Source organism: Sphingomonas segetis (genome assembly GCF_009720245.1).
Lineage (GTDB): Bacteria > Pseudomonadota > Alphaproteobacteria > Sphingomonadales > Sphingomonadaceae > Sphingomicrobium > Sphingomicrobium segetis.
The window spans coordinates 1-25,425 of the sequence record NZ_WJSQ01000003.1 but is presented as its reverse complement, the minus strand read 5'-3'; the positions used below and the strand labels follow the sequence as shown (position 1 = coordinate 25,425).

The 25,425-nt window shown below is 62.4% G+C and carries 41 protein-coding genes, 1 tRNA gene and 2 pseudogenes; 20 read left to right on the top strand and 24 right to left on the bottom strand.

Annotated features, from left to right (window positions below):
* Nucleotides 1–29 precede the first annotated feature (29 nt).
* From GH737_RS00700 to GH737_RS00590, 23 genes and pseudogenes are all read right to left on the bottom strand, one after another.
* Nucleotides 30–1,334, bottom strand: a complete 1,305-nt coding sequence (locus tag GH737_RS00700) for a P22 phage major capsid protein family protein (protein ID WP_155262941.1) — start codon at nt 1,332–1,334, stop codon at nt 30–32.
* A gap of 208 nt (nt 1,335–1,542) precedes the next feature.
* Nucleotides 1,543–1,809 carry a hypothetical protein gene (locus tag GH737_RS00695; protein ID WP_155262940.1) on the bottom strand — a complete coding sequence of 89 codons (267 nt, stop codon included), beginning with the start codon at nt 1,807–1,809 and terminating at the stop codon, nt 1,543–1,545.
* Nucleotides 1,806–2,150 (bottom strand): hypothetical protein, encoded by a 345-nt coding sequence (locus tag GH737_RS00690; protein WP_155262939.1) that lies wholly within the window; start codon nt 2,148–2,150, stop codon nt 1,806–1,808. Before GH737_RS00690 ends, GH737_RS00695 begins: the two co-directional genes overlap by 4 nt.
* Nucleotides 2,147–3,127, bottom strand: coding sequence for a ribonuclease P Rpr2/Rpp21/SNM1 subunit family protein (locus tag GH737_RS00685; protein ID WP_155262938.1), 981 nt, complete (start codon nt 3,125–3,127; stop codon nt 2,147–2,149). The genes GH737_RS00690 and GH737_RS00685 overlap by 4 nt, the downstream gene beginning before the upstream one ends.
* Complete coding sequence (locus GH737_RS00680; RefSeq protein WP_155262937.1) at nt 3,124–5,340, bottom strand: portal protein; 2,217 nt, start codon at nt 5,338–5,340, stop codon at nt 3,124–3,126. The genes GH737_RS00685 and GH737_RS00680 overlap by 4 nt, the downstream gene beginning before the upstream one ends.
* Nucleotides 5,330–5,554 carry a hypothetical protein gene (locus tag GH737_RS00675; RefSeq protein WP_155262936.1) on the bottom strand — a complete coding sequence of 75 codons (225 nt, stop codon included), beginning with the start codon at nt 5,552–5,554 and terminating at the stop codon, nt 5,330–5,332. Before GH737_RS00675 ends, GH737_RS00680 begins: the two co-directional genes overlap by 11 nt.
* 106 nt (nt 5,555–5,660) lie before the next feature.
* A complete protein-coding gene (locus GH737_RS00670) occupies nt 5,661–5,909 on the bottom strand; it encodes a hypothetical protein (protein ID WP_155262935.1) in 249 nt (82 codons plus the stop codon).
* Nucleotides 5,906–7,084: a terminase large subunit gene (locus tag GH737_RS00665; RefSeq protein ID WP_230558545.1), complete on the bottom strand. Its 1,179-nt coding sequence runs from the start codon at nt 7,082–7,084 to the stop codon at nt 5,906–5,908. The genes GH737_RS00670 and GH737_RS00665 overlap by 4 nt, the downstream gene beginning before the upstream one ends.
* Nucleotides 7,085–7,478: 394 nt before the next feature.
* Nucleotides 7,479–7,688, bottom strand: coding sequence for a hypothetical protein (locus GH737_RS00660; RefSeq protein ID WP_155262934.1), 210 nt, complete (start codon nt 7,686–7,688; stop codon nt 7,479–7,481).
* A gap of 83 nt (nt 7,689–7,771) precedes the next feature.
* On the bottom strand, nt 7,772–7,954 hold the full coding sequence (locus GH737_RS00655) for a hypothetical protein (protein ID WP_155262933.1): 183 nt from the start codon (nt 7,952–7,954) through the stop codon (nt 7,772–7,774).
* Complete coding sequence (locus GH737_RS00650; RefSeq protein ID WP_155262932.1) at nt 7,951–8,190, bottom strand: hypothetical protein; 240 nt, start codon at nt 8,188–8,190, stop codon at nt 7,951–7,953. The genes GH737_RS00655 and GH737_RS00650 overlap by 4 nt, the downstream gene beginning before the upstream one ends.
* 44 nt (nt 8,191–8,234) lie before the next feature.
* Entirely contained in the window at nt 8,235–8,537 is a 303-nt protein-coding gene (locus tag GH737_RS00645) for a LexA family protein (protein ID WP_155262931.1), read from the bottom strand.
* Between the two features lie 229 nt (nt 8,538–8,766).
* Entirely contained in the window at nt 8,767–10,194 is a 1,428-nt protein-coding gene (locus tag GH737_RS00640; protein WP_196232898.1) for a bifunctional DNA primase/helicase, read from the bottom strand.
* A 647-nt stretch (nt 10,195–10,841) separates the two neighbouring features.
* Nucleotides 10,842–11,318, bottom strand: coding sequence for an endonuclease domain-containing protein (locus GH737_RS00635; RefSeq protein WP_155262929.1), 477 nt, complete (start codon nt 11,316–11,318; stop codon nt 10,842–10,844).
* A gap of 321 nt (nt 11,319–11,639) precedes the next feature.
* Nucleotides 11,640–11,796, bottom strand: a pseudogene (locus GH737_RS15680) (helix-turn-helix domain-containing protein); the annotation flags it as partial.
* Between the two features lie 296 nt (nt 11,797–12,092).
* The gene (locus tag GH737_RS00625; protein ID WP_155262927.1) at nt 12,093–12,332 is read right to left on the bottom strand and encodes a hypothetical protein; all 240 of its coding nucleotides are present in this window, start codon (nt 12,330–12,332) and stop codon (nt 12,093–12,095) included.
* Nucleotides 12,329–12,652 (bottom strand): hypothetical protein, encoded by a 324-nt coding sequence (locus tag GH737_RS00620; protein WP_155262926.1) that lies wholly within the window; start codon nt 12,650–12,652, stop codon nt 12,329–12,331. Before GH737_RS00620 ends, GH737_RS00625 begins: the two co-directional genes overlap by 4 nt.
* Nucleotides 12,645–13,223, bottom strand: a complete 579-nt coding sequence (locus GH737_RS00615) for an NUMOD4 motif-containing HNH endonuclease (RefSeq protein WP_196232897.1) — start codon at nt 13,221–13,223, stop codon at nt 12,645–12,647. Before GH737_RS00615 ends, GH737_RS00620 begins: the two co-directional genes overlap by 8 nt.
* 28 nt (nt 13,224–13,251) lie before the next feature.
* Nucleotides 13,252–13,389: a hypothetical protein gene (locus tag GH737_RS00610; RefSeq protein WP_155262924.1), complete on the bottom strand. Its 138-nt coding sequence runs from the start codon at nt 13,387–13,389 to the stop codon at nt 13,252–13,254.
* A complete protein-coding gene (locus GH737_RS00605; protein ID WP_155262923.1) occupies nt 13,386–13,910 on the bottom strand; it encodes a class I SAM-dependent methyltransferase in 525 nt (174 codons plus the stop codon). Before GH737_RS00605 ends, GH737_RS00610 begins: the two co-directional genes overlap by 4 nt.
* Nucleotides 13,903–14,277, bottom strand: a complete 375-nt coding sequence (locus GH737_RS00600) for a hypothetical protein (protein WP_155262922.1) — start codon at nt 14,275–14,277, stop codon at nt 13,903–13,905. Before GH737_RS00600 ends, GH737_RS00605 begins: the two co-directional genes overlap by 8 nt.
* Before the next feature lie 188 nt (nt 14,278–14,465).
* Nucleotides 14,466–14,615: a hypothetical protein gene (locus tag GH737_RS00595; protein WP_155262921.1), complete on the bottom strand. Its 150-nt coding sequence runs from the start codon at nt 14,613–14,615 to the stop codon at nt 14,466–14,468.
* 160 nt (nt 14,616–14,775) lie between these two features.
* Entirely contained in the window at nt 14,776–15,018 is a 243-nt protein-coding gene (locus GH737_RS00590; RefSeq protein ID WP_155262920.1) for a helix-turn-helix domain-containing protein, read from the bottom strand.
* Nucleotides 15,019–15,065: 47 nt separating this feature from the next.
* On the opposite strand from GH737_RS00590, the gene GH737_RS00585 reads away from it, so the two are divergent.
* The 17 genes from GH737_RS00585 (at nt 15,066) to GH737_RS00505 (ending at nt 22,926) form a co-directional block, all read left to right on the top strand.
* Nucleotides 15,066–15,527 carry a helix-turn-helix domain-containing protein gene (locus GH737_RS00585; RefSeq protein ID WP_196232896.1) on the top strand — a complete coding sequence of 154 codons (462 nt, stop codon included), beginning with the start codon at nt 15,066–15,068 and terminating at the stop codon, nt 15,525–15,527.
* Between the two features lie 346 nt (nt 15,528–15,873).
* Entirely contained in the window at nt 15,874–16,092 is a 219-nt protein-coding gene (locus GH737_RS00580) for a hypothetical protein (protein ID WP_155262918.1), read from the top strand.
* A gap of 46 nt (nt 16,093–16,138) precedes the next feature.
* Complete coding sequence (locus GH737_RS00575) at nt 16,139–16,330, top strand: hypothetical protein (protein WP_155262917.1); 192 nt, start codon at nt 16,139–16,141, stop codon at nt 16,328–16,330.
* Nucleotides 16,327–16,635 carry a hypothetical protein gene (locus GH737_RS00570; RefSeq protein WP_155262916.1) on the top strand — a complete coding sequence of 103 codons (309 nt, stop codon included), beginning with the start codon at nt 16,327–16,329 and terminating at the stop codon, nt 16,633–16,635. Before GH737_RS00575 ends, GH737_RS00570 begins: the two co-directional genes overlap by 4 nt.
* A 241-nt stretch (nt 16,636–16,876) precedes the next feature.
* Nucleotides 16,877–17,140, top strand: a complete 264-nt coding sequence (locus tag GH737_RS00565; protein WP_155262915.1) for a hypothetical protein — start codon at nt 16,877–16,879, stop codon at nt 17,138–17,140.
* 11 nt (nt 17,141–17,151) lie between these two features.
* Entirely contained in the window at nt 17,152–17,466 is a 315-nt protein-coding gene (locus tag GH737_RS00560; RefSeq protein WP_155262914.1) for a hypothetical protein, read from the top strand.
* Nucleotides 17,463–17,882 carry a hypothetical protein gene (locus tag GH737_RS00555; protein WP_155262913.1) on the top strand — a complete coding sequence of 140 codons (420 nt, stop codon included), beginning with the start codon at nt 17,463–17,465 and terminating at the stop codon, nt 17,880–17,882. The genes GH737_RS00560 and GH737_RS00555 overlap by 4 nt, the downstream gene beginning before the upstream one ends.
* On the top strand, nt 17,879–18,169 hold the full coding sequence (locus GH737_RS00550) for a hypothetical protein (protein WP_155262912.1): 291 nt from the start codon (nt 17,879–17,881) through the stop codon (nt 18,167–18,169). Before GH737_RS00555 ends, GH737_RS00550 begins: the two co-directional genes overlap by 4 nt.
* Nucleotides 18,166–18,822: an ERF family protein gene (locus GH737_RS00545; RefSeq protein ID WP_230558544.1), complete on the top strand. Its 657-nt coding sequence runs from the start codon at nt 18,166–18,168 to the stop codon at nt 18,820–18,822. Before GH737_RS00550 ends, GH737_RS00545 begins: the two co-directional genes overlap by 4 nt.
* Nucleotides 18,819–19,451: a lambda exonuclease family protein gene (locus GH737_RS00540; protein WP_155262911.1), complete on the top strand. Its 633-nt coding sequence runs from the start codon at nt 18,819–18,821 to the stop codon at nt 19,449–19,451. The genes GH737_RS00545 and GH737_RS00540 overlap by 4 nt, the downstream gene beginning before the upstream one ends.
* A complete protein-coding gene (locus tag GH737_RS00535; protein WP_155262910.1) occupies nt 19,452–19,862 on the top strand; it encodes a single-stranded DNA-binding protein in 411 nt (136 codons plus the stop codon).
* Nucleotides 19,859–20,203 (top strand): DUF968 domain-containing protein, encoded by a 345-nt coding sequence (locus tag GH737_RS00530; RefSeq protein ID WP_155262909.1) that lies wholly within the window; start codon nt 19,859–19,861, stop codon nt 20,201–20,203. Before GH737_RS00535 ends, GH737_RS00530 begins: the two co-directional genes overlap by 4 nt.
* A 140-nt stretch (nt 20,204–20,343) precedes the next feature.
* The gene (locus GH737_RS00525) at nt 20,344–20,769 is read left to right on the top strand and encodes a hypothetical protein (protein ID WP_155262908.1); all 426 of its coding nucleotides are present in this window, start codon (nt 20,344–20,346) and stop codon (nt 20,767–20,769) included.
* Between the two features lie 154 nt (nt 20,770–20,923).
* The gene (locus GH737_RS00520) at nt 20,924–21,259 is read left to right on the top strand and encodes a hypothetical protein (protein ID WP_196232895.1); all 336 of its coding nucleotides are present in this window, start codon (nt 20,924–20,926) and stop codon (nt 21,257–21,259) included.
* 47 nt (nt 21,260–21,306) lie between these two features.
* Complete coding sequence (locus GH737_RS00515; RefSeq protein WP_155262906.1) at nt 21,307–21,624, top strand: hypothetical protein; 318 nt, start codon at nt 21,307–21,309, stop codon at nt 21,622–21,624.
* A 121-nt stretch (nt 21,625–21,745) separates the two neighbouring features.
* Nucleotides 21,746–22,084: a helix-turn-helix domain-containing protein gene (locus GH737_RS16045; protein ID WP_155262905.1), complete on the top strand. Its 339-nt coding sequence runs from the start codon at nt 21,746–21,748 to the stop codon at nt 22,082–22,084.
* Nucleotides 22,085–22,101: 17 nt separating this feature from the next.
* Nucleotides 22,102–22,926 (top strand): tyrosine-type recombinase/integrase, encoded by an 825-nt coding sequence (locus tag GH737_RS00505; protein WP_196232894.1) that lies wholly within the window; start codon nt 22,102–22,104, stop codon nt 22,924–22,926.
* 56 nt (nt 22,927–22,982) lie between these two features.
* Here the strand turns inward: GH737_RS00505 and GH737_RS00500 are convergent.
* A tRNA-Pro gene (locus GH737_RS00500) sits at nt 22,983–23,059 on the bottom strand.
* Nucleotides 23,060–23,192: 133 nt separating this feature from the next.
* Between GH737_RS00500 and GH737_RS00495 the strand changes: the two genes are divergently transcribed.
* The 3 genes and pseudogenes from GH737_RS00495 to GH737_RS00485 all read left to right on the top strand — a co-directional run.
* Entirely contained in the window at nt 23,193–24,479 is a 1,287-nt protein-coding gene (locus GH737_RS00495; protein ID WP_155262903.1) for a hypothetical protein, read from the top strand.
* A gap of 48 nt (nt 24,480–24,527) precedes the next feature.
* A complete protein-coding gene (locus GH737_RS00490) occupies nt 24,528–25,151 on the top strand; it encodes a hypothetical protein (protein WP_155262902.1) in 624 nt (207 codons plus the stop codon).
* A gap of 4 nt (nt 25,152–25,155) precedes the next feature.
* Nucleotides 25,156–25,425: pseudogene (locus GH737_RS00485) on the top strand (putative bifunctional diguanylate cyclase/phosphodiesterase); the annotation flags it as partial.

Genomic DNA, 25,425 nt, shown 5'->3' with positions numbered 1-25,425 from the left:
GGGGCGACCGAAGCCGCCCCGCCTTGTCGTTACGAGCCGTTGAAGCGGCAGACGCGCATACGGTCGCGGACGTTGGCCGTGAGCGCGCAGTCGAAGCGGATGCTGTGAGCGCCCGTCGCAAAGTCGCTGTGCTGCCACATGCGAACCGAGAGCGGCACCTTCTGGAGCTTGCGCCGCATTGCCGTCCCGGTCGCCGGGAGGATCAGCGGGGCAGTATCCACGACGACCGCCTGCTTCTGGATGATGGCGCGCGGCGTGTAAGCCGTGGACGCCGTTCCGAGGAAGGTGATCGCCGCATTGTCGGCAGGAGCCGCCGAGACAGTCGCGTGAGCGGTGTTCACGTTCACGTCGCCGCCCGATCCCGAACCAGCAACGATGATCGCCGGGAAGATGCGGAGAGCGGCAACCGCGTTGGTCGCGGCAGTCGCGTCCGAAACCACCGTGAACTGCTGAAGGTAGTCCAGAGCAGCCTGCTTGCGGTTGTCGTAGGCATAGACGCCCGCGATGGTGAACACTTCGCCGGCCTTGATCGTGTCGGTGGCCCCGGTGAGGCCGTCGATCGCGATGGTCTGGGTCATATACTGGCCCGGAGCCGCCGAAGTCGCCACGTCCTTGTAGTTGACGTTCTGCGACGCGCCGTTGACGAGGATGGTGCCGGCGCGGCTGCCCATCGTGAGCGACGGGAGCTGCTGCGTAAACAGCGTCGGAACCCCGCCGACATTGCCCGAGAAGCCGGTGCGGAGCGCCTTGCCCGCCTCTTCGCCCGGACCCGCAAGGTTCAACACCTGATCGCCAAGGCCCTGACGGTCCTTGAAGTTCATCACGGCGCGAAGATCGCTGTCGGGAACGCCCTGCTCGCGGAGGCGAGTGTAGGCGGTCACAACCTCGTCAGTGTCGTCGATGTTGTTGCCGAGCGTGCCGACCCAGGAGTTCGAGCATTTGACCGCGACGCCGAGAACGTAGGCGTCGATCGCGTTCGCCATGTCGGCCGCAGCACCCATCAGCGCCTCGCTCTCACGAGCCTCGCCAACGTCGCGAATCTTGACGAAATCGCCCCAGCCCATGTTCGCGTTGAAGGTCTCGGTGATCTTGAAGATTTCCGAGCCGAACACGCTGTCATCGACGCCCGAGGACAAGTCCTTCACGCCGTTCGAGGTCTGGGTGATCTTGTATTTCGGGCCGACCTGCTCGATGACCTGCATTCCGTTGCGGTCATCCATCTCCGCGTCGTGCTCTTTCCAAGTCACGACATCGGCGGCGACCAGCTCGTTCTGGAGCTTCGCCATGAAGGTGTTGAGGACAAGCGCCGACTGCTTGACGGTTACGGTTGCCATTGAAGAAAATCCCCACGTCAGGGCTCAGAGGCCCGATTGTTGAGCGAAAGCGCCTCGAAGGGCGGTTCTCACCGGGGCGCGGGTGCGGGGTGCGCTGCCCTGGTTCTCAAGCGCGGTTCGCGGGTTGCCTTCCCGTAAGGCTCGCCGCCGCGTGGGCGTGGTTATAGCAGGGGACGGGGCTCTGGAAGGTTAGTGAAATGCGGCGGGGCTAATCCTCGCCCAATATCTTCCGCACGATGTGCTGTTTCGCCGCCTCAAGCACGCCAATCGCGGTAATCAGGTCCATCCCGTGGCCCCAATAATGGGTTGCGAGCTGCGTGCCCGCCGTAATCACGATTGCCGAATCCACACGGCCTAGCTGTCCGTCATCCACTTCGTCGGCAAATGCTCGCGCCTCGCTCCCAACATCGGCGAGCGGGCCGACTGTAAGCGCCGGTTGCCCGTTTTCGGTCACAAGGCGGATATGGTCAGTCACTCGACCCACTCGAACATGTCTTTAAACCGAGCACTCGCCTCTTCGCGCGTGACGACATAGCGGCGCGCAAGTTCGGCCATGTATGACGGCATCAGCGTTCGCGCCATTGGGCAGTCGTCGGTGTAGCGCCAGTTGAAGAGAACGCGCCCGTCAGGCGCAAAGCCGATAAGCATGAATGCGGCGAGCGAGCCGTCCTCGACATACTCGCGAGCTGTCCTGCAAAGCGTGGCCTCAACACTCTCATCGCCGTCCGGTGGCGGTGTGAAGCCTTCAACGATATGCACGTCCGCACCGCCGCCCTTCATGCGAACGCGGCGAATGCGGGCGCGGAACTCGTTCACCCGAGCAGCTTCCCGAGCTTGCTCAAGTCCGCGTTCTCGTCCGACCAATCCGGCTCGAACTGTCCCGACGCCCCGCGAACGCGCTGCGACGGCGGTTCTGGCGCGTCCGTGGCGAGCTTGCCCTTGGGCTTGGCCTCCTTGGACTTGAACGCCTTGAGACGGCCCGCATACAATGCGAGATCAAGCGGATTGCCGTTGGTCGGACGAACGGGAGCCGCGTCGAGTGATGCGCCCTCGATCTCGCCGAACGCCTTTGCGGCCCCGATAACATCACCGGCCGCAATCTGTGCCTGGATCAGCTCAGCCTCGTGCGGGTTGCTGGCGAGATAGTAAGCCGCCTCGTCGCCAACGGGTGAGGCTTGAATTGCGAACGCAAGGATCGGCTCGGCAACCTTGAGCGACCCTACCTTGTCGGTGAAGTCCTCATATTTCTCCGCGCCTCGTGCCTGCATCGTTTGCCAGTCGGCATCGAGCTTGTCGCCGACTTCCTTGGCACGGGCTTTCTTCGCTGCCTCGGTTTCCTTTTCGGTCGCCGCAGCCCGCTCGTCGGCAATTTCCTTTTTCAGCTCGTAACGAATCAGGTCGCGATCATATTTCGGATCATCCTCGCCGAACTCATAGTCGTTCGGGTTCGGCGGTTGTAATGCGGCGGGCTGCTGCACGTCGGGCTTGTGGCCGCTTTCCAGTGCGGCGATCCTGCGTTCGAGTTCGGCGCGCTGTGCCCGCTCCGTCTCAAGCTCACGCTCGGCACTACGCGCCTTGGCCGTCAGCTCGCCGATGCGTTCCTTGGCCGACTTGTGGCGCTTCTTGGCCTCTTCCGGCTCGCCCTCATCCGGTGCCGCAACCTCGTCCTCTTCAGTGAGTTCGAGCGTGTCGTCATCTTCCGGCTTCGGATCGGGCTTCGGCTCGTCGGTCATTCCGACATATTCGATGCCTTCAAGCGACTCTTCGGGAATCGGCTGCTGTGCGTCGGTCATGCTGCAATTTCCCCTTCGGGTTCATCTGGTTGGTTCGCGGCGTCGATTGCGCCCTGCACATTCGCATCGGCCTGTGCGCGGTCCACAACGCCATCGCGCAGCGCGGCCTTCGAGATGTGATCCGCGACATGCGCCGGGAGAACATCGGGCGACGACAGCGCGTTGATGACGGCCTGGGTGACGATCGGCGCGAGGATTGCCGTCGCTTCGGGCGGAAGCGGGAAGTCCTTGGCCGTCACCGCCTTGATGCGATTGGTCTCAGCGTTGTAGCCGTCGATCTCCAGCTTGCGGATCGCAACGGGATCGGGGCCAGTGTCGCCGCCCATCATTGCCTGACGGGCCTGCGCTGCGGAAAGCATGGCTCTCGCCTTCGCCTCTTCCGTCTGCGCTTCCTTCAGTTCCGTCTCAGCCGTCGCGGCGCGCATCGCCAGCGCGGCCTGCATCTGCTGCATCTGTTGCGCCTGCTGCGCCGCCTGCTGCTTCTGCGCCTTTTCCTCGTCGGTCAGGTTGTCGTTCGCGTCGTCCCCCAGGATGGATGGGTCCATGCCGCGCTTCACCCGCTCCGCGATCTTGTCCCCGTTCGGAATGTCCAGCGTATCCACGATCAGGTCGCCGGCCACTTCGAGGAGCTGCGGCGCGCGTGACGAAAGCTCCATCAACTGAGCCCCGGCCTCCTGCCGCCGCGTCGCATAGGTCGGGCCGGTCGAAACCGTTACGTCATACCGCCCAACCGAAAGGTCGATATGCTCGTCAGCATTGGGATCGTTGACACGGACCAGCTTCACCGCGTCGTCGGAACCGACCGTGCGAACCGTGCGCGCTGTATCGTAAACGATCGGGATGAGCGCGTTGAGAACCTCGCCGGCTTCCTGCATCGCCGCGTTCATGTTGTCGTGATAGATGATCGTCGCGAGGTCGCCCTGCTGCTGGCGTTGACGAATTGCCACTCCGCTCGTCTCGTTCGACCTCATGCCCAGCTCGGCCTCGTGAATGCCGGTGGTTTCCTTCATGTCGTTCGAGCACATCTGCGCTTCGTTGATGTAAGCGGCGAGATTGCTGTTCGTGACGGCGGACGGCGGCGGAAGCGGCGCGCCGCTGGCATCGAAGGGATTATATTCGAGAACGTCAGTCCAATCGCCCTGACGCCCTGCAATAGCTCCTGCTGGCGCGATGAAGTTCGCCCTCGGAGCCTTCAGGAGCATCTCGGCAACGACCGAGCGCCAAAAGTTCTTGAGCTGCTGCGGATCGCGGGCAAAGCGCACCAGGCCGAAGCGCACGCGCTTGTCGCCGATCCACACCTCACGTCCCGAGCAGCGAATGATCGGAATGCGGTGAAGCTTCAGCTCGAACGGGTCCGACAACTCCTCGAACCCGTTGGTCAGCACCATTGAAGCATATTTGCACTTGGTCTCGCGGATGCGCGGATTGCCGGATTGGTCGAGGAACATCCGCCCCTTGTATTCGCGCTCCTTCATCTTCGAGATGTCGAGCGTCTTGCCGTCGTTCATCAGGGCGATGGTCACGGGCTTTTCTGTCATCGTCCAGTATTCGGAGACGCGCACGCCGTTTTCGTTGATCCAGCCAGACTCCTTCATGTCGGCGCTGTCGAGCGATGATTCCTTGGCGTCCTTGAAGCGCCGCTTGAACTCGTCCTTTGGGATCATGTCCGACACGAAACACCATTCCGCGTCGCGCGCAGTTGGGTCGCCAGCAAATGGATCCCACTGGACAGCCAACGGGTTCGGGATTGCGCGAATGAACAAGTCGCGCTCGAATGCGTCGTCGTAAGCGTAATCCAGGTCGATGCGGAAGTTGCTGAGCCCGCAAGTGACCATCGCCTCGAAGGTGTTTGCGTAAACCCGGTCAGCGCGTGACTGAAGCTCTATCGAACGGATCAGTTCGGAGCGCACGTCCGCGATCTTCACATCGCCATCTTCGCGGGGAAGAACCTTGATCGAAGTCTGGTTTGCGCGGCGGTCGCCAACGATCTGCCCGACGAACTGCGGAATGGTGTTGATGGTGAGGCACGGGAGCGGGAATGGACCCGCACTTGGGCCGTCGCCAGTCCCTTCGCGATAGGCGCGGACCCGCTCGTCCCACTGTTCGCCCGCCGCGAACTTGAGGTCGGTCACGGCTTCCTCTCGGTTGTCGTGATCGGCGCGCTCCGCAGCTTCCCAGCGCTCGCGAACGTCCTTGGCGAAGTCAGTTGCCACGGCGCTTCATCCTTCTTGCAACGCCCTCGACGACGCTCACCGTCGCCAGAAGCATGTCATGTTTGGAAAAACCCGCGCAGCGTTCGAGCAGCATTTCGGATGCCGCGTCGAAAGCGTCGGGATCGGATGCGTTGAATGTGACGTGATGCTCCCCGGCGCTCAGGCGAACGCGCGGGGACTCACCGGCATGGATATATTCGGCGGTGACGTTCATCGAACGCTGAACCCAACCGCGAACAGCGCGCCGTAAAGGCACATGCCGATGACCTTGCGCGATGCCGATGACAGCAGATGCGCGCGGGCGGGATTGCGGAGCGCGATCATGCTAGCAGCTTGCCCTTGATCTCAGCGATCGTGCGGTCAGGCTGAAGCGCGCCGCCCGCGCCATGATGAACACGGCGCTCGCGCTCCTCAATTATAGCTATCGCCGCCGAGACGCCTTGCCTGAAACCGTCTGACCAAGTGTGATCGCTCAAGCTTCCGCACATATCGGGCTTGAGTATTTTGACAGGCTCCCGCGTCACCGCATCGCGCAGCGTCTCGCCGTCGAAATATGTGAGCTGCGTCATCGCCCAGCCATCCATCCACCAGGGCGACCGGCGAACTGCGGCGTAGCCGGTCGCGCCGTTTCGATAGGTCGCTCACGCACGGGCTCGGCGAACGTCAGCGCAATCGCGTCCCATTCGTCAGGCGAACGAACCTTGCGGACCTTCGCCATGTGCTCCTTGCTTTCCAGCACGAGCTTCTGACTGACCGGGTGATAGTGATACTCCGGGGCGCAGGCGTCTGTCTGAAGGCTATCCAGGTCGGGAATGTCCGCGCCGCCTTCCTGCTTGAGCCAGTCGCGCGATAGCCCCCACATCTCTGCGCGGCGGTTCAGGTAGCCCGCCATTTCCTTGCCGTCCTTGTCGCGTGGCGGCGGGTTGAACGGAGCTGAGCCGAAGTTCACCAGTCGAACGATCTTGCGGTAGCGCTCATCCCATCCGGCCAGAACATCGTGGATGCCAGCACCGTTGCCGCCAACGTCAATGAACACGCGCTCCGGATTGTCGCGGTCGATGATGTCTTTGAGCTTCGATGCGGCGGCGAGCGTCTCGATCGGCGAGGAGTCGCTCTCGACCTTCGACACCTGACGCCCGCGCCGCCATGCAATCGAGAAGCGATCCGATCCCTCGCGCTTCGGATCGACGCCGATGATGAGCGGCCCAATGCCATCAATGCTGTTCTTGCGGGCGCGAACCACGTCCTCGGGCCGAATAAACCCGTCGTGGCCCGTCATCTGGAACGCCTCGGACGCCGATGACGGATATTCCTGCTTGAACAGCGTCTCGTCACCAAGTTCGGCGATCTTGTTTCGCCGCCATGCGAGCTGTTCGTTCGTCAGGCCATAGATCTGCGCCAGTTCGCTTTCTGCCTCCTCGGGGACAAAGCCCATCGCATCCCGCGAATATCCGCTGTCCCAATACCAAGGCACGAATATCGCCTGATAGTCGCCAATCCCCGCTTCCGCCTGCTGCCAGCGCGCATGAAACTCGCCGCCAACGCCGTTTGCGGTGGACTCAAGTATGATCTCGGTTTCAGGCTCATCGGCGACCGCTTGGACAACTCCCGCAAAGTGCGCCGACGCATTCGGCCAGAACGCAACCTCAGAACCGTGGAACATCTGCAACGTGCTTGATCGGCCAACTGCCTTCGATCCCGCCGTCCCGACATGATAGCCGCTATCGAGGATCGGGAAGTTCAATTCCTTGGCGTTCGATGCGCCCGTTTGCGGCCGGACCAGTGCCGGACAATGCTCGTGGTAGCGTTCGACCATCTCGAACAGATTGTCGGTTGCCTTCTGCTCATGCGTGAGGATGAAGGTCTTGTTGCCCTTGCTGTGCGTAGTGCGCCAGTAGAAGCGCCCGCCGATGTAGGTCGAAGCGCCCATCTGCCGGCCCTTTAGGACGAGCGCTCGAACCTTCCCCGTGGCGCGCCGCTGTTCCTCAAGCTTCTCGTGGATATGGAGCTGCGCCTTGTTCAGCGTGAGCGGTTCGACCTTTCCTGCCTTTGTCCGAATATGCAGGCAGCGCGAGGCATAGTGCTCGAAGTCATCCTTGAGCTTCTGCCGAACGGCGATCTCTTCGGGGTCGATCATCTCAGCGCAGAGCATCAAGCGCCTGCTCGTGGGAGCTGATGTTCAGGTCGCCATTGATCTGGAGTGGAAGCAGCTTGGCCGCGAGCTTGTAGAACTCGGTCGCATTGTCGATGGCCCATTGCAGGAAGTGCGCGTTAGGATTGTCCTCGCCGCTTTCCTCCTGCTGTTTCGCCTGAAGGTCGGCATAGACCGCCGAGATAGCCTCCTTCATCAGCGCGGTCGTTTTGTTGACAGCGCCTTTCGGGCGGCCCTTGCCTGCGTTGCCCCTATTCTCGCCTATTTTACGCCCATCGCTCACAGCTTCGTCACCGTGGCTTCAAGCATCATCTTCGGGTGAACGCGAACCACTGCGATCCTGCGGACAACCGGCAATGTTGATGCTGCTGCGGCAACGCGATCGGCCGCGTCCCTCGTTCCGCAAGCGTCGCCCATGAATTGCTCGCCTCTGCTTGTCTGGTAGAGGTTGTGCAGGGTCATCGTCCGCTCGCCGGATCGATGATGCGCGCCGGCAGAACCGTGACCACGTTCAGACCTTCGAGGACCAGGCGGTGCTTGCTCGCCAGCTTGACCGTGCGCGCTCCGAACTCGGCTGCAACACGAATGATCTTGCTGTGTGAGAGGATTGCCGCCGTGGCTTCGGCTGGCGAGCACGCGACGACACGCTCGGCGAATCTCTCGACCGCATGTTGCGTGACGTGAACCCCCCGGTCCATTGTCACGCTTGTAGCGAGTTGAAGAGCGAAGGAAGGTTAGTGATTTAACGGCTCACCAACCGAATGACGCGAACACCCTTGCGGCCCCAGCGGTTCACGTCGCGGCTCACCAGCTTTCTCGCCTCAAGGCTCACCATGATCCGGTGAACGTCGCCCTTCGAGCACAATCCCAGCTCCTCCATGATCTCGGCATAGCTTGGGCTGATCCCGTGCAATTCGATCTGCTGCCGAATGAACGCCAGCACTTGGCTGGCCCGATAGCCCAGCACCCGATCCTTGATGGGTGGGCGGTCGCTGGTCTTCGCCGCCTTGCGAATCTCGAACTCGTCTCCGCTGCCGATGAACATTTCCCCCACCCTTCCTAGTCAATGGAACCGGACGAAACTTGACGCGTTGAGCGTCCCGCAACGGTTATGAGACGGTGCCTGTGGCCGCGTGGATTTTACGAGAAGCGCGGAAGCTCGGTTATGGCCTCGGCGAAGTAACGGACCCGTGAGGAGCCATCCCCCCGCTCCCGTGCCGTCCCCGAAAAGCCGAGGCCGCTTCTTTGCCATCTCTCCCCCCGCCCTTTCCCGGTTATGCTGCCTCGACGAACCGCGAGATGCGGAAGTCGTAATTGACCTTCACGTTGCCCCGACGCCCCGGATAGCCCTTGCGAACCTTCGTCACGCACAGGTCCGCGTCATGCTCGCCGCGGTGATAGCTGAGCCCGAAATCAGCCTTGTTCGCCCAATTCGCGGAGCCGGAAATATCCAGCAGGCGGGGCATCCTCACCTTGCCCTCGAATGGCTTTGTTGGATGCGCGACGATCCAGAACGCCACGTCGTGGACCTTGGCAAACCGCTTGATCGCCCGAAGCGCGCGGCCGATGTAGACCGTCTCCGGCTCGCCGTGGCGCATCTTGTGCTCAAGCTCGTTCCACGGATCGAGGATGATGACGCGGGTGCCGTCGCGCTGGACCGACACGCGGCACAGGTCGAGGAAATAATCGAGGTCCATCTCCTGGTCCTCGTCAACCGATTGCGTGATGATCCGAAGCCGCTCGCGAATGAGCGCGTCGCACGCCGAGAGGTCCGCGTTCCGCAATTCGTGAGAACCGCAGCCGAGCATCGCCGCCCTGATTCCATCGCGCAGGATCGGCTTCACGTCCGTCTCGAATGATGCGACGAGGGTAGGAACCCCGACCTTGAGCAGGTGCGCGACAACGCTGTCCATCACCGTCGTCTTGCCCATGTTGGCGTGGCCGGTGAAAACGGTAAGTGTCCCCGGCACGATGTAGAGCGCGGGCCGCGACGTGTCCCCGGTATCGTTCAGCGGCTCGATCCCCGTCTGCCATGCGGTCAGCTCGGGCCGCTCGGGGAAATCGTCGATCGTGTAGAGCCCCTTGACCGGCATCGGCTTGGCATTGTCGAGAACGAGCCGCGCATAGTCCGCGCCGTATCCGAGCAGCGTTTCATTGAGGTCTTTGCACTCCGGCCCGTAATCGACGAACTTGCAGCGATCCGCCCCAAGGTGAGCGACGAGGTTGGCTCTAAGCTTCAACCCCGCTTCGTCATTGTCGGTCGCGAGGATGAACGTCTGGACGCGGTTCAGGAGGTCGCGCGCTTCCCAGAGGTATTCGAGCTTGCCTTCACCGCCCGACGCCCCGTTCGGAACGGAGACTGCCCTGTAGCCCAACTGAAGGGCGGTCAGCGCATCCCATTCGCCCTCGCAAATCACCACCGGCTTGTCCGAATCCTGAAGCAGGCAGTCGTGGTTCCACAGGGTCAGCTTGCCGCCCTGGTCCATCTGGTGCCGCTTTTCGGAGGTCAGCCGATACTTGTGGTTCACCGTCAGGCCGCGCTCGACGTAGGGAACCGCCAACCACGCCTTGCCGTCCCGGCGCACCGTTTCCAGCCCGAACTTCTGAGCGAGGTCGGCGGAAATCCCGCGCGCTTCGATCCACGCGCGGTGCCGGTCGTGCAACGCCGTCGCTTTCAAATCCTTGATTGGTGCATCCGGCATTGTGGCATTTCCATGCATATCCGCCCTCCACTCGACTGACGCTCAAACTCCTGTCCCGCTTGTGCTTCCGCGTTGGCGTGCAGACGGGACAGACGAACTTCCCCGGCTTCAGCACAACATGCTCCTGCCCTCGTCGATTCCGCTCGGCTTGCGACGCGAGTTGGTCACCCAATTCTGCCAGGTCTTGAGCCAATCGAGCTTGCAGGCTTCACGCCCAGGCTTGGCTTGCCAAAACCGGACGAAGCACTCGCCTTCCTCCCGGGCATCGGCTCGCGACCAGCCACGCTTTCCTGCCGCCCAGACGATCCACTCATCCGGCATCTCGAAGTTGTCGGGGAGTCGGGTGCCGCGTCTCTGGGAAGCGGGGGGATTATAGGGGGGTGATGGGTTGGGGTTATTTTGAAGAGGGGTCTGGGGGGAAACTTTATCCGGGGAAGGGTTGGGCGTGACTGTCCCGTGACTGTCCTCGGAATGTCCCGTGACACTGGCTGATTTCCGCCGCTCCCGTTGTGCGCGCTTTCTGTCCCGATCCGCATTGCGGCGGGAATCTAGGGCGAGCTGAAGCGCCTCGATTTCCTCGACAGCGAGCGCGATGGCTTCTGGTGGGGCCCCTGCGTCCGTCATGCGTCGGATGAGAGTTGCAATGCTCACTCCCAACCTTCCACAATCTTCGCAGCAAGCTCCGACACCTGGAGAGCGCAGCCCATCGGGTTTGCGTAAATCTCGGAGCCGGTGAACCGCAGAATGCGAAAGCCTGCGGTCGTCAGAAATCGGTCGCGCGCCTTGTCGCGAGCGGCCTGCTCTTTTGTACGTTCGTGGAAGTCGTGCCCGTCACACTCGACGGCAATCCACGACACATTCGTTCCGTTTTCTACCTTGACGGCGAAATCAAGGCGGTATCCCGCGACCCTGTGCTGCGGGTAGATAACCGCCTCCCAATCGGTGAGGATCGGCCCCGACCGCAGCCCATCCACGCGGAACCGACGATCGGCCAGACGCATGGCGATAAAGCAACGCAAAAGGCCGTCCTCAATCGGACTCTCGCACTGTCCGCCGACTTCGCGCGCGGCCCATTCAATATAATCGCGCAACCAATCCAGCGCCTTTTCCGTGTAGCCGTTCACGAGCAAGTCCAATCGCTGTAAAGGCGCTCGAACCGTGCGCGGGCCGTAGCTATTGCGAGCTGGTGGGATGGATCATGTTCGAGCGATGCGTCATCGCTCTCCGCAAGCGTAAGTGCGCGCAAGGTCGCCCAAGCAACCTCAACATCGGTGCGCGATACTTCGCTTTTGAAGAGAGCAAGTGCCATCGAAGATTCTATGCTCCCGCCGATGGCGTGTTAACAATAGAATTTCCCCCGCTTTCCACAGCCTTTTCTTCGGAAACAATGGAATCGAGGAGCGTTTTAACCTCGTGACCGAAATCGGCATTATCGGCGATAAGCTGCGCGACGGTGCGAACGGCGTGAATGACTGTGGTATGGTCGCGATTGCCGAAGCTGCGCCCGATCTCTGGCAACGATTTAGGCGTGAGCTTCTTGGCGAGATACATGGCGACTTGTCGCGGGCGCGCCACCTTCCGGGCTCTGCGCGCGGACACCATCTCGATCGCCGGAATGCGATAATGCTCTGCCGTTTTGCGCTTGATGCGCGCGATCGGCGGCTCGTAATGATCGGGGACCGGCAACGCGGCGTTGAGGACGGCTGCGGCCCCGATGCCCCGCTCGCTCAGGCTGTAATATGGCGCTAGGCGTCCGCTCGGCTCCAGGTCCATCTTGAGGAAACCAAGCTTCCAAAGGCGCTTCATTACGGAACCGTTGACTCCCATCTCGGTTGCCGAGGCAGAGCCCGTCCCAATGTTCGCCAGCACGCTCGTCATGCTTGGCGAGAGGTCGCTAATCATTTCCCCTCCACCGGATTGCTGTTGACGCACTTCGTCAGTTGTTCTTTCTCGAACCGCTCAAGCTGTTCGTTCCACATCTGCTGAAAGCGCTTGATGCTGACTCGACCGTCCAGACCGCGCGATGCGATGACCGCCAACGGGTTGAGATCGCCGAAGCTGTTGCCGGAACAGATCATCAGATAGGCACAGTTGCGTAGGCTGATGAGACGGTTTTCGAGGGGCCAGGGGTCGGTCATTGCAGCAGCCCCAGCAGCGTATCGAGCGGAATGACGGCCAGCGCCTCTCCCCGGTCGCCGCGCATAATCATCGCGTCGTGATCCCCGAGGGCTTTGACGATCCACTCGGGGAGGTTCTTGCGGCGCTTCAGCTCGCAGCGGTAAACCTTGCCGAATGAGCTGGTGATGCAGAGATCGCCCTTTTCCTCGCCGGCCCCGGAAAGCGGAACACGGCGGGCGGACAAGCCCATGTTGAGCGCGGCATGGCGGCACTCGTTCTCGAACGACCATCCGCGCCGCTTGCAGTAGATGCCGTTGCGGGGCTTCTTCGGCTCATTCATGCCAGTGGCTCCCGTTGCAGACGGCTTGCATCGCGCCGTGAGAAACGCCGTATTCGCGAGCCAATGCCGCAACCTCACCCCGATCCCCGACGAAGCGCCGGCGGATGCTCCGCACGTCATCCCACGTCAGACGAGCGCGCGGGTTGCGCTCACCGTTTGGATGTGTCCCATGTCGCCGACGATCCGCCAGGTTGTCCTTGCATGTCGCCCAGCGAAGATTGGTGTAGTGGTTGTTCAGCGGGTTGCCGTCGCCGTGCGCGACATGGAAGGCGTCCGGGCTAGGTTGCGGACCGTGGAACGCCTCACAGACGAGGCGGTGAATCGCCAATTGCCGCTTGCCGGTCGGCGTGGACAGCTTGGCCTTTAAATAGCCTTGCCCGTTGACGCATCCCTTGACGACGTAGCCCGCTGGCCTAGTCGCCTTTTTCGTTGTGTGGCGGATGTCGCCATCTTCCGAGATTTCATATCCCGGCAGCCAATCGAGCGTGCGCCATTCCTTGCGCCGCGTCGCCTGTCCGATCGCAGCGCCAGCCCGGTCCCGCAAGGGATGCGCCATATCTTCCCCCGCCATATTCTCTATTGCTCCTGGTGGCGGAAGTTCATCGGCAAACCCCCGCATGATAAACCGCAGTCAGGATGATAAAGGCGTTCACAGACGCGAGGATTGCGCCGAGGGTGAACCACAAGACGCTATTCAGATATGCGCGCCACAGCGCCTTGCCGACGCGGGCGATCATGCTGCCCTCCCGATGAATTGAGCCGGCGCATCATCCGCCTGATCGAACAGATACCAGCAGCAGTTGTCCTTGCCGGTCATCTTGCTGTCGGGAATCCATTTGACCCGCCCGACGCTCACGATCTTGCGTAGGTAGGGCATGAAGGGAGTCGATTGCCGCGTGTGCATCCAGTCGGCGTCGAACAGCAGCCATGTTGGCAAATGAGCGCTGAGATTGGAGATTATCGCGTGAAGGGCCGCTCGCTCCCACGGCGGATTTGTTATGTAGCAATCGGCAACCGATCCCGGCCCAATCTTCGTTGCATCGCCGGTCGCAATCCACGGCACCCGTGGCTCTATATCGCAACATTTGAGAAGGACGTGGCCGTGCTTGCGAAGATGGCCGATCAGCGCTCCATCGCCAGCGCAAGGCTCGTCGAATAGCGTGACCGGAGCTAAATGCGGCAACAGCGGAACGACGGCCTCATACGGCGTCGGGTAGAAGTCGCGCGGGATGCGCTCGAAGTTTGAGCGCTTACCCATCACCATCCTCCAATGCAGCTAGCTCACGGATCAGACGGCGGCGCTTCTCGGTTGCGGTTTCGGGCTCGCGGACGGCGCAGAGGTAGAGCGCGCGGACGGGCGCAATCGCGTCCTCGCCGAACGTCCAGGCAATGTTGAGAAGGGTCACAACGTCGAGGTTCGCAACCTCTTCCTGCGCGTTCTCAATCGTGTCTTTGTGAACTCCGATGCGCTCGGCCAAGTCCCAATCGGAGAGGCCGTAACGCGCCTTGACGTTGAGGATTATTTCTTTGATTGCAGCGCGATAACTGCGCCGCGACGGCCCGCCGAACAGCGAGCGCGGAAATGTTTCTTCGCCGGAAGGGAATACGTTCGCGCGAGTAGCCATTAGAAGCCGCTCCCGTCATGGTGCGAATGACAGCCTACCGGGCCGCTGCTCGACGCAGCCTCTCCCCCCAGGACTTTCCGGGTGGCGGCCCGCATTTCCTCACAGACGAACGGCCAATCCCCGTAGATCGGTATCCCGTAGCGAGAAGCCGGTGGCCGGAGGCTTTCGATGAAGGTGAGGACGCGCATCTAGCGGCGCTCCAAGATGGCAGAGCGGATCAGGTGGAACCCGACCAGCACCCACTCCATCGCGATATAGATTGCCTGTTCAACACCCGTAGTCGAGCGCGACATCAGGAAGAACAGCACAATGCCGACAAAGATGAGACAACCCCCCATGGCGGCTATTCTTCCGCGCGTGGGTTCGGATGGGTGCCGGCGAGGCTTACGGCCGTGCTCGCCGGCGGCGCGAAAGCGAATAGGGGAACGCCCCCGCGCGAAACTTTGAACATCGGAACTAGACGCGCACCGAGAAAGCGGTGTCCGATGTAACGCGCCGTCATGCCGCCAGACCGAAAAAGTCGTTGGCTGTAACTTTCCCCTCAGTCGCCTCGATGATCTTCTCCATCACCGAGGGTTCAGGGACACGGCCTTCGTTGACGTAACGCGTCACACTGATGTGCTTCACGCCGATCCGGCGCGCGAACTCTGCCCGAGTCATGCCGGTTTCAGCGAGATAGTCTTGAAGGCGCATATGCACCTCATAGGTGTATATCGAAACGCTTTCAAGAGGATTTTTCACGTATGGCGTGCATAGCCCAAATCGCGCTTCTCACGCACTGCGCTCCCATGCTGGCGGAACGCATCGGAGCGAACATCACGGCGGCCCGCGAATCCCGGATGCCAAGGATGAGCCTGGAGAAGCTTGCGGCGAAGATTAATCCGCCGACGAGCTATCAGCACCTCAGTCGATTGGAGAAGGGTAAGGCCCCGCTCACAATCGAGTGGATTGAGAAAATCGCGAAGGCGCTAAAGGTCGATCCGATGGAGCTGATCGCCGGCCCGCTGGAAGCGCCTAGCGCGTCGGTTCCTCGCTTGAGTGAACAAGTCGCAACCGAGGCCGCGCGGACACTGGCGGCGGTGGCTCTGAAAGACCCCGATCCCGATGAGGACACTGTGCAACTTGTGTCTCTAGCGCTGCAAGAGCTGCTTCAGACGTTTTCAAGGCGCCCTGAAGCAGCAAGCGACGCTGCGCTGGCGCGGATTGCAACAGATGTCGTAGGCAGTCGATACGTCCCCGCAGCGAACTAGCCAGCGACGATCTGAACTCCCGAACCTTGCATGCGCCGCTGCAACACGGCCACGCAGATACCCTCGCCTGCATTCCCCCACCTTCGCTTGGTTCGAACTCCCCCAAGCTCAGGAATCGAACGCGAACCATCGAGTCTATGTCAGTCGAGATTGGATGCAAGCGCATAATATCTTTAGTAAAGTTCGTTAACGCGAAATGACCGCGTTCGCTTTCCGTTCCACCTAAAATCCTACAGCGCAAGCGGGGCGGCGAAAATATTTTCACCGCCTGAGTGCATTTCGTGCTTGCATATGCACCGGACAGGTGTATATCTAGCTCCATCACCTGAACGGGATTGGAGCGAAGATGCCCTGGACAATCGAAAGCGCGGAAGCGGCCCTTCTGAACGGCGAGCGCCTGGTCAACATCGGCCAGTTCAGTCGTGAACTGGTGGCCCGCCTCAACCGCGCCGCCAAGGCTGGCCGGATCGTCAAGTATCGCGGCCATTGGGACACGCATCATCCGAGCATCGGGATCGGCGCGCTCAAGAGCATCTATTGCCTCGCGGAGCAGGTGCCGGCGTGACCCGCGAGGATGAAGTTCAGCATCACCTGAAGAGGGGATTGGAGTAATGGCTACCTTGGAACAGTCGATCATCGAAGCTGCGCCGAATGGCGTTTCGGTGGTCCGCGATCTTCCCGGCGGCTGGCTGGCGATCATCGCCAAGCACCCGAACAAGGTGCCGCTGGTCGATTACACGAAGCACCCGGATGAGCGGCTGATGGCCTTCAAGATGGCCGTTGCCGAGCGGTGGGCGGCATGAACCCCTGGGACATTCCTGCGCCCAACGCCGACGACCCCTCGCCGCGCTCGGTTGTACCGATGTTTCCGCATCGCATGGTGCAAGCAACACGCGATGACGCCGCGCTACAGGCAATCCGCGACCGGCTGAACCGCGAGGCTCGGCACATCACGATCCGCCCGGTGCATCCTGTCGCGGACTGGCTTGAGCGCACCTTCGCCGACCGGCTCGGCTGGTTTATTGCAACGCTTTTTCCTCTGTGCGTGGCTGCGTTCTGCTTGGGTTACTTCGGACTGCGCGAGCTGCTGGCGGGGTTCGGGCTGTGAGCGGGCTCCGCATGTTCACGCGCGCCAGCAACGGCGACCTCGTTATTGCGTCCTACACGGGCCGCAAGAGCTACTGCTGGATTTGGTCGCTTGCCCTTTCTCATCGGAAGCAGCCGCTTAGCATCGTGCCGCGCCGCTCCCGCCGCAACCAATGGCATCACATGTTTCCTCTGCCGTTCGGGCGGACGCTCATCGTCAGCCGACAAGACTATCACCGCGACCCGCGTCACCGGAGGTCGGCATGAGCGAGCTAGCGGACCTCGCGGCCAAGCTCGGCGCAGCGCAACGGCGCGTCATCCTCGCGCTCGGTGAAGATTGGGGGCCGTCCCCTGACCATCAGGCGGCGAAACGCATGTGGTACGGCATCAGTGGGCGCGGCATCAAGCGGACGCGCGGGCTAGTCTATGTCATCGAGCATAAGCACCGCACCGATAATTGCTGGCGGCTAAACGAGCGCGGGCTTGAGTTGCAAGCGGCGCTCCGGGCCGAGGGACGCGCCCAATGACCCGCCTCCACATGACCGCCGAAACCGGCATCATCATCGCCGACGCATCCCGCGTCACTGGTGCAGACTTCCTCCGCGCCCTGCAAGGCAAGCCCCCGCTTACACAAGCCGAGAAGGCCGAGCGCGAAGCCGACAAGCGCCGCCGCATGGCCGAGCTGGAGCAGCAGCACAGGATCGAGATGATGGAGCTGCGCCGTCGCATCCTCGCGCAGTTCAAGACCGAGGAAGGGCGCGCGGCAATGCTCTCCGCGTGGGCTGCGGAAGGGGTCGATTGTCCCGCACTGACCGAGGTTCACAGCGATCCGATGAAAAGGAGGGTGGCATGACTGACACTGACGCACGGCTGATTGAGCTTGCAGAGCGGTGCGAAGCTGCGACGGGGCCGGATCGCGAGTTGGACATTGCGATTCTGACACACCCAGCGTTCGGATACCGGGACGTTTTCGAGGACGGACGACTCTTCGATCGTGGCAACGATGGCTACTGGTCGCTTGAGGGTGACGAGAAGAACGGGCCGTTGCCGTCGCCCACCGCATCCCTCGACGCCGCGATGACGCTGGTGCCGGAAGGGTGGGAGCCCTTCCTCGAAACTGACATCTGCCGCGACACGCCGGGGCTTTTCTGGAAGTGGGGACTCGGCCACCCGACCTATGACGCCGTTCATGGCGAAAGCTCCCATGCCGCCCTCGCTCTTTGCGCCGCCGCTCTCCGCGCCCGCGCCGCTCTCGGGGACAGCAAATGATGCACCGTGTCGATGAAATCCCGGCGCAGCTTTCAAAGGGCGCGACCGACTGGGCGATCTCTCTCTCGCCGTATGTTGGTCCCGCGTCGCCGGAAGATGCGATTGCGCGCCGCGCCGTTGCCGAGATCGAGCGTGAGGACGGCTTTGACCGCTGCGCGCAGCTCCGCCTGCACGGCTCCTATGACGGCGATACCGAACATCGCATCGCCATGAAGGCAATCGAGCTTTTCAGGGAACAACACAGGGACGGGAGCGCGTCCAATAAACCGCTCCCGCGCAATTCGTGACGGCACAATCGAAGATCGAGGCCGCAACGCCGCATGTCTATCAGGCAATCGCGGCGGTCCAGGGCGAGCTGGCAACAGTCGGCATCGCCAAGACGCGCCGCAACACTCAAGGCAGCGGCTATAACTTCCGTGGCATCGACGACGTTTACGCTGCGCTTTCGCCATTGCTCGCCAAGCACAAGCTGGTGGTGGTGCCGCGCGTTCTGACCCGCGAAGTGATCGAGCGCCAGAGCAAGAATGGTGGCGCGCTGTTCTACGTTACGGTCCACGCCGAGTTCGACTTTGTGTCGGCAATCGACGGAACGACGCACACGGCGGCGACCTTTGGCGAGGCAATGGACAGCGGCGACAAGGCCACGAACAAGGCCATGAGTGCGGCCTACAAATATGCGGCGTTCATGACCTTCGCGATCCCGACAGAGGGCGACAATGACGCCGACGCCGTGACACACGAGGTCGCCTCCGCGCCGCGTCGGACGGCCATGATTACCGACGAACAACGCTCGCTAATGACCGCGCTGATCCCGGCAGCAGGCAAGACGGTTCAGGATATCGTCGAGGCTTACGGCGTGTCGTCAATCGCCGAGCTGTCCGAAGCCAAGGCGGCTGCCGCGATCGCGCGGCTGAAATCTCTCGCAAAGGAGCCCGCATGATGGAACAGCGGAGCGAAGCGTGGTTCGCCGCGCGGGCCGGAAAGGTCACTGCCTCGCGCATTTCAGACGTGCTGGCGCGGACCAAATCAGGATGGGGCGCGGGGCGCAAGAACTACGCCGCGCAGCTCGTCGCCGAACGCCTCACGGGAACGGTCGAGCCGTCTTACTGCAATGCGGCGATGCAATGGGGGACGGATACCGAGCCCCACGCCCGCGAAGCCTATTGCCAGCACATGCTATGCGCCGTCGAGGAAATCGCGTTCGTCGATCATCCGACAATCGCGATGGCCGGCGCATCGCCTGACGGGCTGATCGGAGACGATGGCCTGGTCGAGATAAAATGTCCCGGCACGGCAACGCACATCGAGACACTGTTGGGCGGCTCCATTCCCGACAAATACCGGCTGCAAATGCTGTTTCAGATGGCCTGCACCGGGCGGCAGTATTGCGACTTTGTGTCGTTCGATCCGCGATTGCCGGAAACCATGCGGCTGTTCGTTCAGCGGCTCCCTCGCGACGACGCGGAGATTGCCGAGGTCGAGCGCGAAGTGGCCGCGTTCCTCGCCGAAATTGATGAAACCGTGGCGCAGCTCCGCGCCAGATATGAACAGGAATTGGAGGCGGCTTAGATGCAGTTCATTTCAATCACGGGCCGCGTCGGCGGCGATGCCGAAACCCGTCAGGCCGGAAGCGGCACAGTCACCAACTTCAACTGCGCCGTCGATCAGGGCTGGGGCGACAGCAAGCAGACCAACTGGTTTCGTGTCGCCATATGGGGCGAGCGCGGATCGAAGCTCGCTCAATACATCAAGAAGGGTGAGAAGGTCGCTGTTACCGGCGAGCTGGTTATCGGCGAATACAACGGCAAACCCCAGTATGAAATCCGGGCGGCCGAGATCGACCCGTTCATGTCGGGCAAGCAATCGGGCGGCGGAACGGCCCCGCGCACAGCACAGCCGGCAGCGGCATTTGACCACGATTTGGCGGACGACGTTCCGTTCGTCTCTTGCGATCCCGCGTGGGAGGCGCGCGTCCGGTGAACCTGCCTGCCCGCATCCCGAAGAAAGCCAAGCGAGCCTCGCGCTGGCGGTCACAGGCGCACGCTGCGTTTGTCCGCTCCCATGCCTGCACGAACTGCGGAAGCATGGCGGGAATCGAGTTCGCCCATGTGCGTCTGGGATCGTGCGCGGGAATGGGGCAGCGCCCGGATGATTGGAACGCCGTTAGCCTCTGCAAATCCTGCCATGCCGAACAGCATACGGTTGGAGAGCGGTCGTTCTGGAAGGGCCGGGACGTTGGCGCGATCATCGAGCTGTTCATTCAGGGATCGCCCAAGCGATTCGAGATCGAGAAGGTCAGGAAGGAGCGCGAAGGTGGCTGATTGGACGATCACAAAAGAGCAAAACCCGGCGCGCGGCACTTATTGGGTCGTCAGGCGCGACGGCGCGCGAGTTGGATCGGCTCCGACCAAAGCAACCGCCAGCAGACTAATGCGCGAATGCCAAGCGGAGGCAGAACGCCGTGGCTGACGAAGCGCCCCTGATCTTCGAGCGCCGGCTTGGCGGGCTGTTCCCTGCGAACCCCGCCGCCGAGAAAGCTCTGGCGGCCGTCCATGGCCGTGTCAGGGTAAAGATCACCCGCACCCAGGGGAATAACAAGCGGATCGCCCTTTATTGGGTTGTGCTCGGCATCGCGGCGCCGATGCTCGACGAGCAAGCTCCGGGGCTTACCGACCAGCTCTTGCACAACGTCCTCAAGGACAGGGCGGGACTGGTCAAGGTCGTCACCCTGCCGAGCGGCGAGCAGATCAAGGACTATGACTCGATCAGCTTCCACAAGATGACGGAGCCGGAACGCGCGGCATACATCGACTTTGCGTTCACGACGCTGAGCAAATGGCTTGGGTGCTCCGTCGATGAACTGACGAACGAAGCGAGGGCCGCATGACCATCAACGAATACGGCGCTCGGCACAATGTATGGAAGGATGCTGCCTAATGTTGGGCGATGCCTTTCAGGCCCGCGCTTTCGTGCTTCGCACGGCACCCTGTTTCACGGTTGCCGCCCTTCGGGCTTCAATCGCTATCGCGGGAGACATGTAAATGCGCTGCGATCAGTGCCGCCATTGGGCGCGCAACGAACCGGATTCGTTTGTGATCTACGAGCGTTGGTCCGGGCTGGGGCGATGCTTGGCGGTCAAGGAGCGATGGCGCGTTCTCGACAACGCCACGCGGGACCGCGAGCTTGGCTGGGCAGACGATACCGACTGGGATGAGTTCGGCGATCAGCCGCCGCCGGAGAACACTTGGGAGGGTGTTCGGCTGGCCGCGCTAAAGAAGGAGATGGCGGTCGTGCAGGATGGCAGCGACTACCATGCCGAGCTGCTGACTCGGCCAGATTTCTATTGCGCCCTATATTCCGAAAGGACTGGGGCATGACTCGCGCAATCCCCGACAAGGCAATCAAATATGATTTGGCGTCTGAAATGGGCGTGGAGGCGAAGCTTGATGAGTGCGCCGAGTGGATGGAGGCGGGCGAAAGCCTGACGCCGCGCAAACGTGCGGAGCGGTGTATATACCAGTTCATTCAGCTTCTTGGTGAGCAGCTTCTCGAGCAAGAATACGGGTGTCGCTTTCTCGGCATGGGCGACGGCATGTTCATGCCTGAGCCCGCTGCGAAACGGCTGAGCGACATGGCGAGCGCATACGAGCGCGCGTCAGGGATGAGCGCCGGAACGGCTGAGACGCAAAGCGGCTCAGGGCGCAAGCCCGCCAGCCCGGCCCCGAAGGGGGACGCCCAATGAGGCTCTTCACCAAATCCCCCGCCGATCCGAGAAAGCTATCCATGCTTCCGCACAGGATTGCACATCAAAAACCATCCCGGAGAGAGCATATACACGGGAGATTACACGAGGCATCGTGCAAATGCCGCGCGTGTCGGAAGGTGGCGGCGTGAGCCGAGCCTACACAGTTGCGACCCTCGCGGATGCGTGGGAATGTTCGGAGGGCGTGATCCGCAAGCTGATCGCCACGGGGGAGCTTGGCTGCTTCCGGCTCGGCACGCTGATCCGCATACCGGCTGAAGAGGTCCAGAGGTTCGAATGCCAGAGTTTACCGTCCAGCGCCTCGGAAGAGGATACGCAATCGTCGTTCCAACCGGCGAGCGCGACGCCAAGGGTAAGCCCAAGCGCACTCGCATCCGTCTCTCGGCGAAGGACCGATCCAGCGCAGAGGCTGAAGCACGCAATGTCTTCTCGGGGCTGAGGGACGATCCGTGGACAGTGGGGCGCATCGTGACTGACTACATCGCCGCCCGCGAACAAGCGGAGATCGCGTCCACGGCTCGCCAAAAAGACGCGTGGAAGGCGATGAAGAGCTTTTGGGAGAATGTGGACCCCGAGCGGATAGACGAGGCCATGTGCCGCAAATATGCCGAAGGGCGCAAGGTCGGTCCCGCGACGCTCCGCTATGAGCTGTCGATGCTCTCCGTGGCACTACGCCACGCAAACAAGCCAAAGAAGGTTTGGAGGCCGGAAGCGCCAGAGCGGAAAATCCGCCACCTGACGCACGCGCAATTCGAGCGCTGGTATGCGGGGGTCAAGGCTCCCCACGCGAGGCTCTATGCCTTGCTCGGGCTCTACACGATGGCCCGCCCGACTGCGATCCTGGAACTGACTTGGGATCGCGTTGATTTCGAGCGGCGTCAGATCGACCTTAACCCGAAGGGGCGGCGACAGACGAAGAAGCGCCGGCCCGTGGTCGCGCTGAACGACGAAGCGATGGAAGCGCTGGAACAGGCCTATAAGGGCCGCCAGAGCGAATATGTGGTCGAGCGCGGCGCAAAGCCCATCGGCAACATCAAGAAGGCGTTTCAGGCCGCCTCAGCGCGCTCAGGGATCAAGGTCACGCCCTACACGCTTCGCCATACGGGAGCCGTCTGGGCAGCAGAGGCCGGGGCGTCGATGGACGAGCTGGCGCAATTCATGGGCCATGACGATTCCGCGACCACTTCGACGCACTATGCCCGCTACTCGCCGGGGCATCTGCGCGGCGTCGCGACGAAGGTTCAAAGGGTCAAAGAACAGGCCGAAGGGTTCGTTTCGTGACTTCGGCCCCTGTCTATTTCACTTGCATTCCTAGGCCGATTTGTCTAGTAAAAACGTGGTCGGGGAGAGAGGATTCGAACCTCCGGCCCCTGCCTCCCGAAGACAGTGCTCTACCAGGCTGAGCTACTCCCCGACCGGAACCCGCTTGTGCGACTGGAGGGTCGCGACGGGAGCCAAGGCCGCGGCTAGATAGAGGGGGGATGCAGCCAGCGCAAGCCACCGCATCCTCATCATAATCTTAACCTCGTTCGGTTACCCCGGCGCCCATGGCTTGCGCCGTTCGACGCCTGCTTCACCGCTGCGCGCTTCCCTGTGGCTGCGCGCTCGCTGCACTATGGGCGAGTCCCGCTGCGGCATCGGATCTGCGGCTGTTCACGGCGGACACGCTCGAACTAAGCGGCGACCTGCGCCTTGTCGCGGTCGACGGCGAGAGGAGCTGGCTCGAGCATGGTTTCGGCAAGCTTCGCTCGGGCAGCGACGGCGACTTCCGGATCAGGCCGCAGCTCGGCAATGCGAGCCTCGTCTGGCAACCTCAACTCACCTGGGCATTGTCGGGCACATTTGTCGGGTCGCTCCAGGGCGGCGAGCGCACCCAGGCCGGCCTCAGCCAGGCATATCTGAACTTCCGCCCGCTGCGCAGCGCCAGCGGCACGGCATTCTCGGCGCGCGCCGGGCTGATGTGGCCGCCCGTCAGCCTCGAGCATTCCGGGGCCGACTGGCACGTCGCGGATACGATCACGCCGTCGGCGATCAACAGCTGGATCGGCGAGGAAGTGCGTCCCGTCGCCCTCGAAGGCACCGTCAGCATTTCGGCGGGCGATCACAAGCTGCGTACAACGGCCGCAATCTTCGCCGCGAACGACACATCGGGGACGCTGCTCACCTTTCGCGGCTGGGCGCTTCACGATCGCACCACGCTGGCCTTTAACCGCTGGCCGCTACCGCCGATCGATGGTGAGATGGGCACGATGCAGGCGCCGTTCACCCATCCGCTGATCGACCTCCACAAGGGCTTCGCGCACCGCCCCGGCTATTATGCGAAGCTCGCCTGGCAGCCGCCGCTGCCGGTCCGTGTCGAGCTCTTCCGCTACGACAACCGCGCCGGCCCGACCGACGTGAATGACGACATGGAATGGGGTTGGCGCACGACGTTCGAGAACCTCGGCCTTGCCGCCAATCTGGGGGGCGGCGCTGAGCTCAAGGCGCAGGCGCTGCAGGGGCGCACCCGAATGGGCTATGCGATGGACGGCCGGCGCTGGGTCGACAACCGCTTCCGCTCGGCGTTCGTGCTCGCGAGCAAGCCGCTCGGCCCATTTGGCATTGCCGCCCGCGCCGAGGCGTTCGACACGCGCAACCGCGGCAGCCTCATCGCCGAGGATTACGATGAGACTGGCTGGTCGGCGATGGTCGTCGCCAGGCGCGAGTGGGAGCATTTCACCGGCCTCGTCGAGCTGCTCCACGTGTCGAGCCGTCGCGAGGATCGCGAAGACCCCGGCCTCGCGCCGCGGCAGCGCCAGACCGAGCTCCAGGCCGAGGTGCGAATGGACTGGTAACCATGTCGGGCGGGGCGACGTTTACCGTTCCTGCCTTAACCTCACCACATGGTGCGTGGACTCTCGTTTTTCGCGGCAGGGCTGGCCCTGACCGCGCCTGTCGCTGCGGCGCCGTTGACGGTCCGGGTCGTCGATTCCGCCGGGCGGCCGGTAAGCAACGCCGTCGTGACGCTGCATCCGGCAGGAGGCGCCGCGCGCGTGCCGAAATCCGGCGGTCGCTATGTCGTCTCCCAGCATAACCTCCAGTTCCATCCCTTCCTGTCGATCGTGCCCGTCGGCGCCGACATTTCCTTTCCCAACTTCGACAACACCAAGCACCACGTCTATTCCTTCTCGGCGCCCAAGCGCTTCGAGCTCAAGCTGTTCGCCAGGGACCAGTCGCGCACGGTCCACTTCGACAAGCCGGGCGTGGTCGCGCTCGGCTGCAACATCCACGACCAGATGAGCGCCTTCATCGTCATCACAGACAGCGCCTGGACGGCACGCACCAACGGCCAGGGGCTCGTTTCATTCAGTGACGCACCCAATGCCCCGGGAACGCTGACGGTCTGGCACCCCTATCTGCGCGCGCCTGGCGGGACGGTGCAGCAGGGGGTGTCTGCCGGCCAGCGGAGTGCCAGTTTCTCGGTCCGGCTGCGCCCGCCGCCCCCGGTAATGCCGATGGACTATTGAGCCGGTGCGGCCGTTCCGCTCGCTGAGCACGCGCCTGACGGTGCAGTTCGCCTTGCTCTTCGCGGCGGCGATGCTGGCGGTGTCTGCCGCGCTCTCGACGTTCATTGCCGGCGCGGCTTCGCGCGAAGTGGAGGGGCAGCTGCAGTCCTCGGGAGCCGTCTACGATCGGCTGTGGCACGCGCGCGCCGTCGAGCTTCAGAACGCCGCGCAGCTGCTGGCGCGCGACTTCGGCTTTCGCGCCGCGGTCGCGACGGGCGACCAGCCGACGATGCAG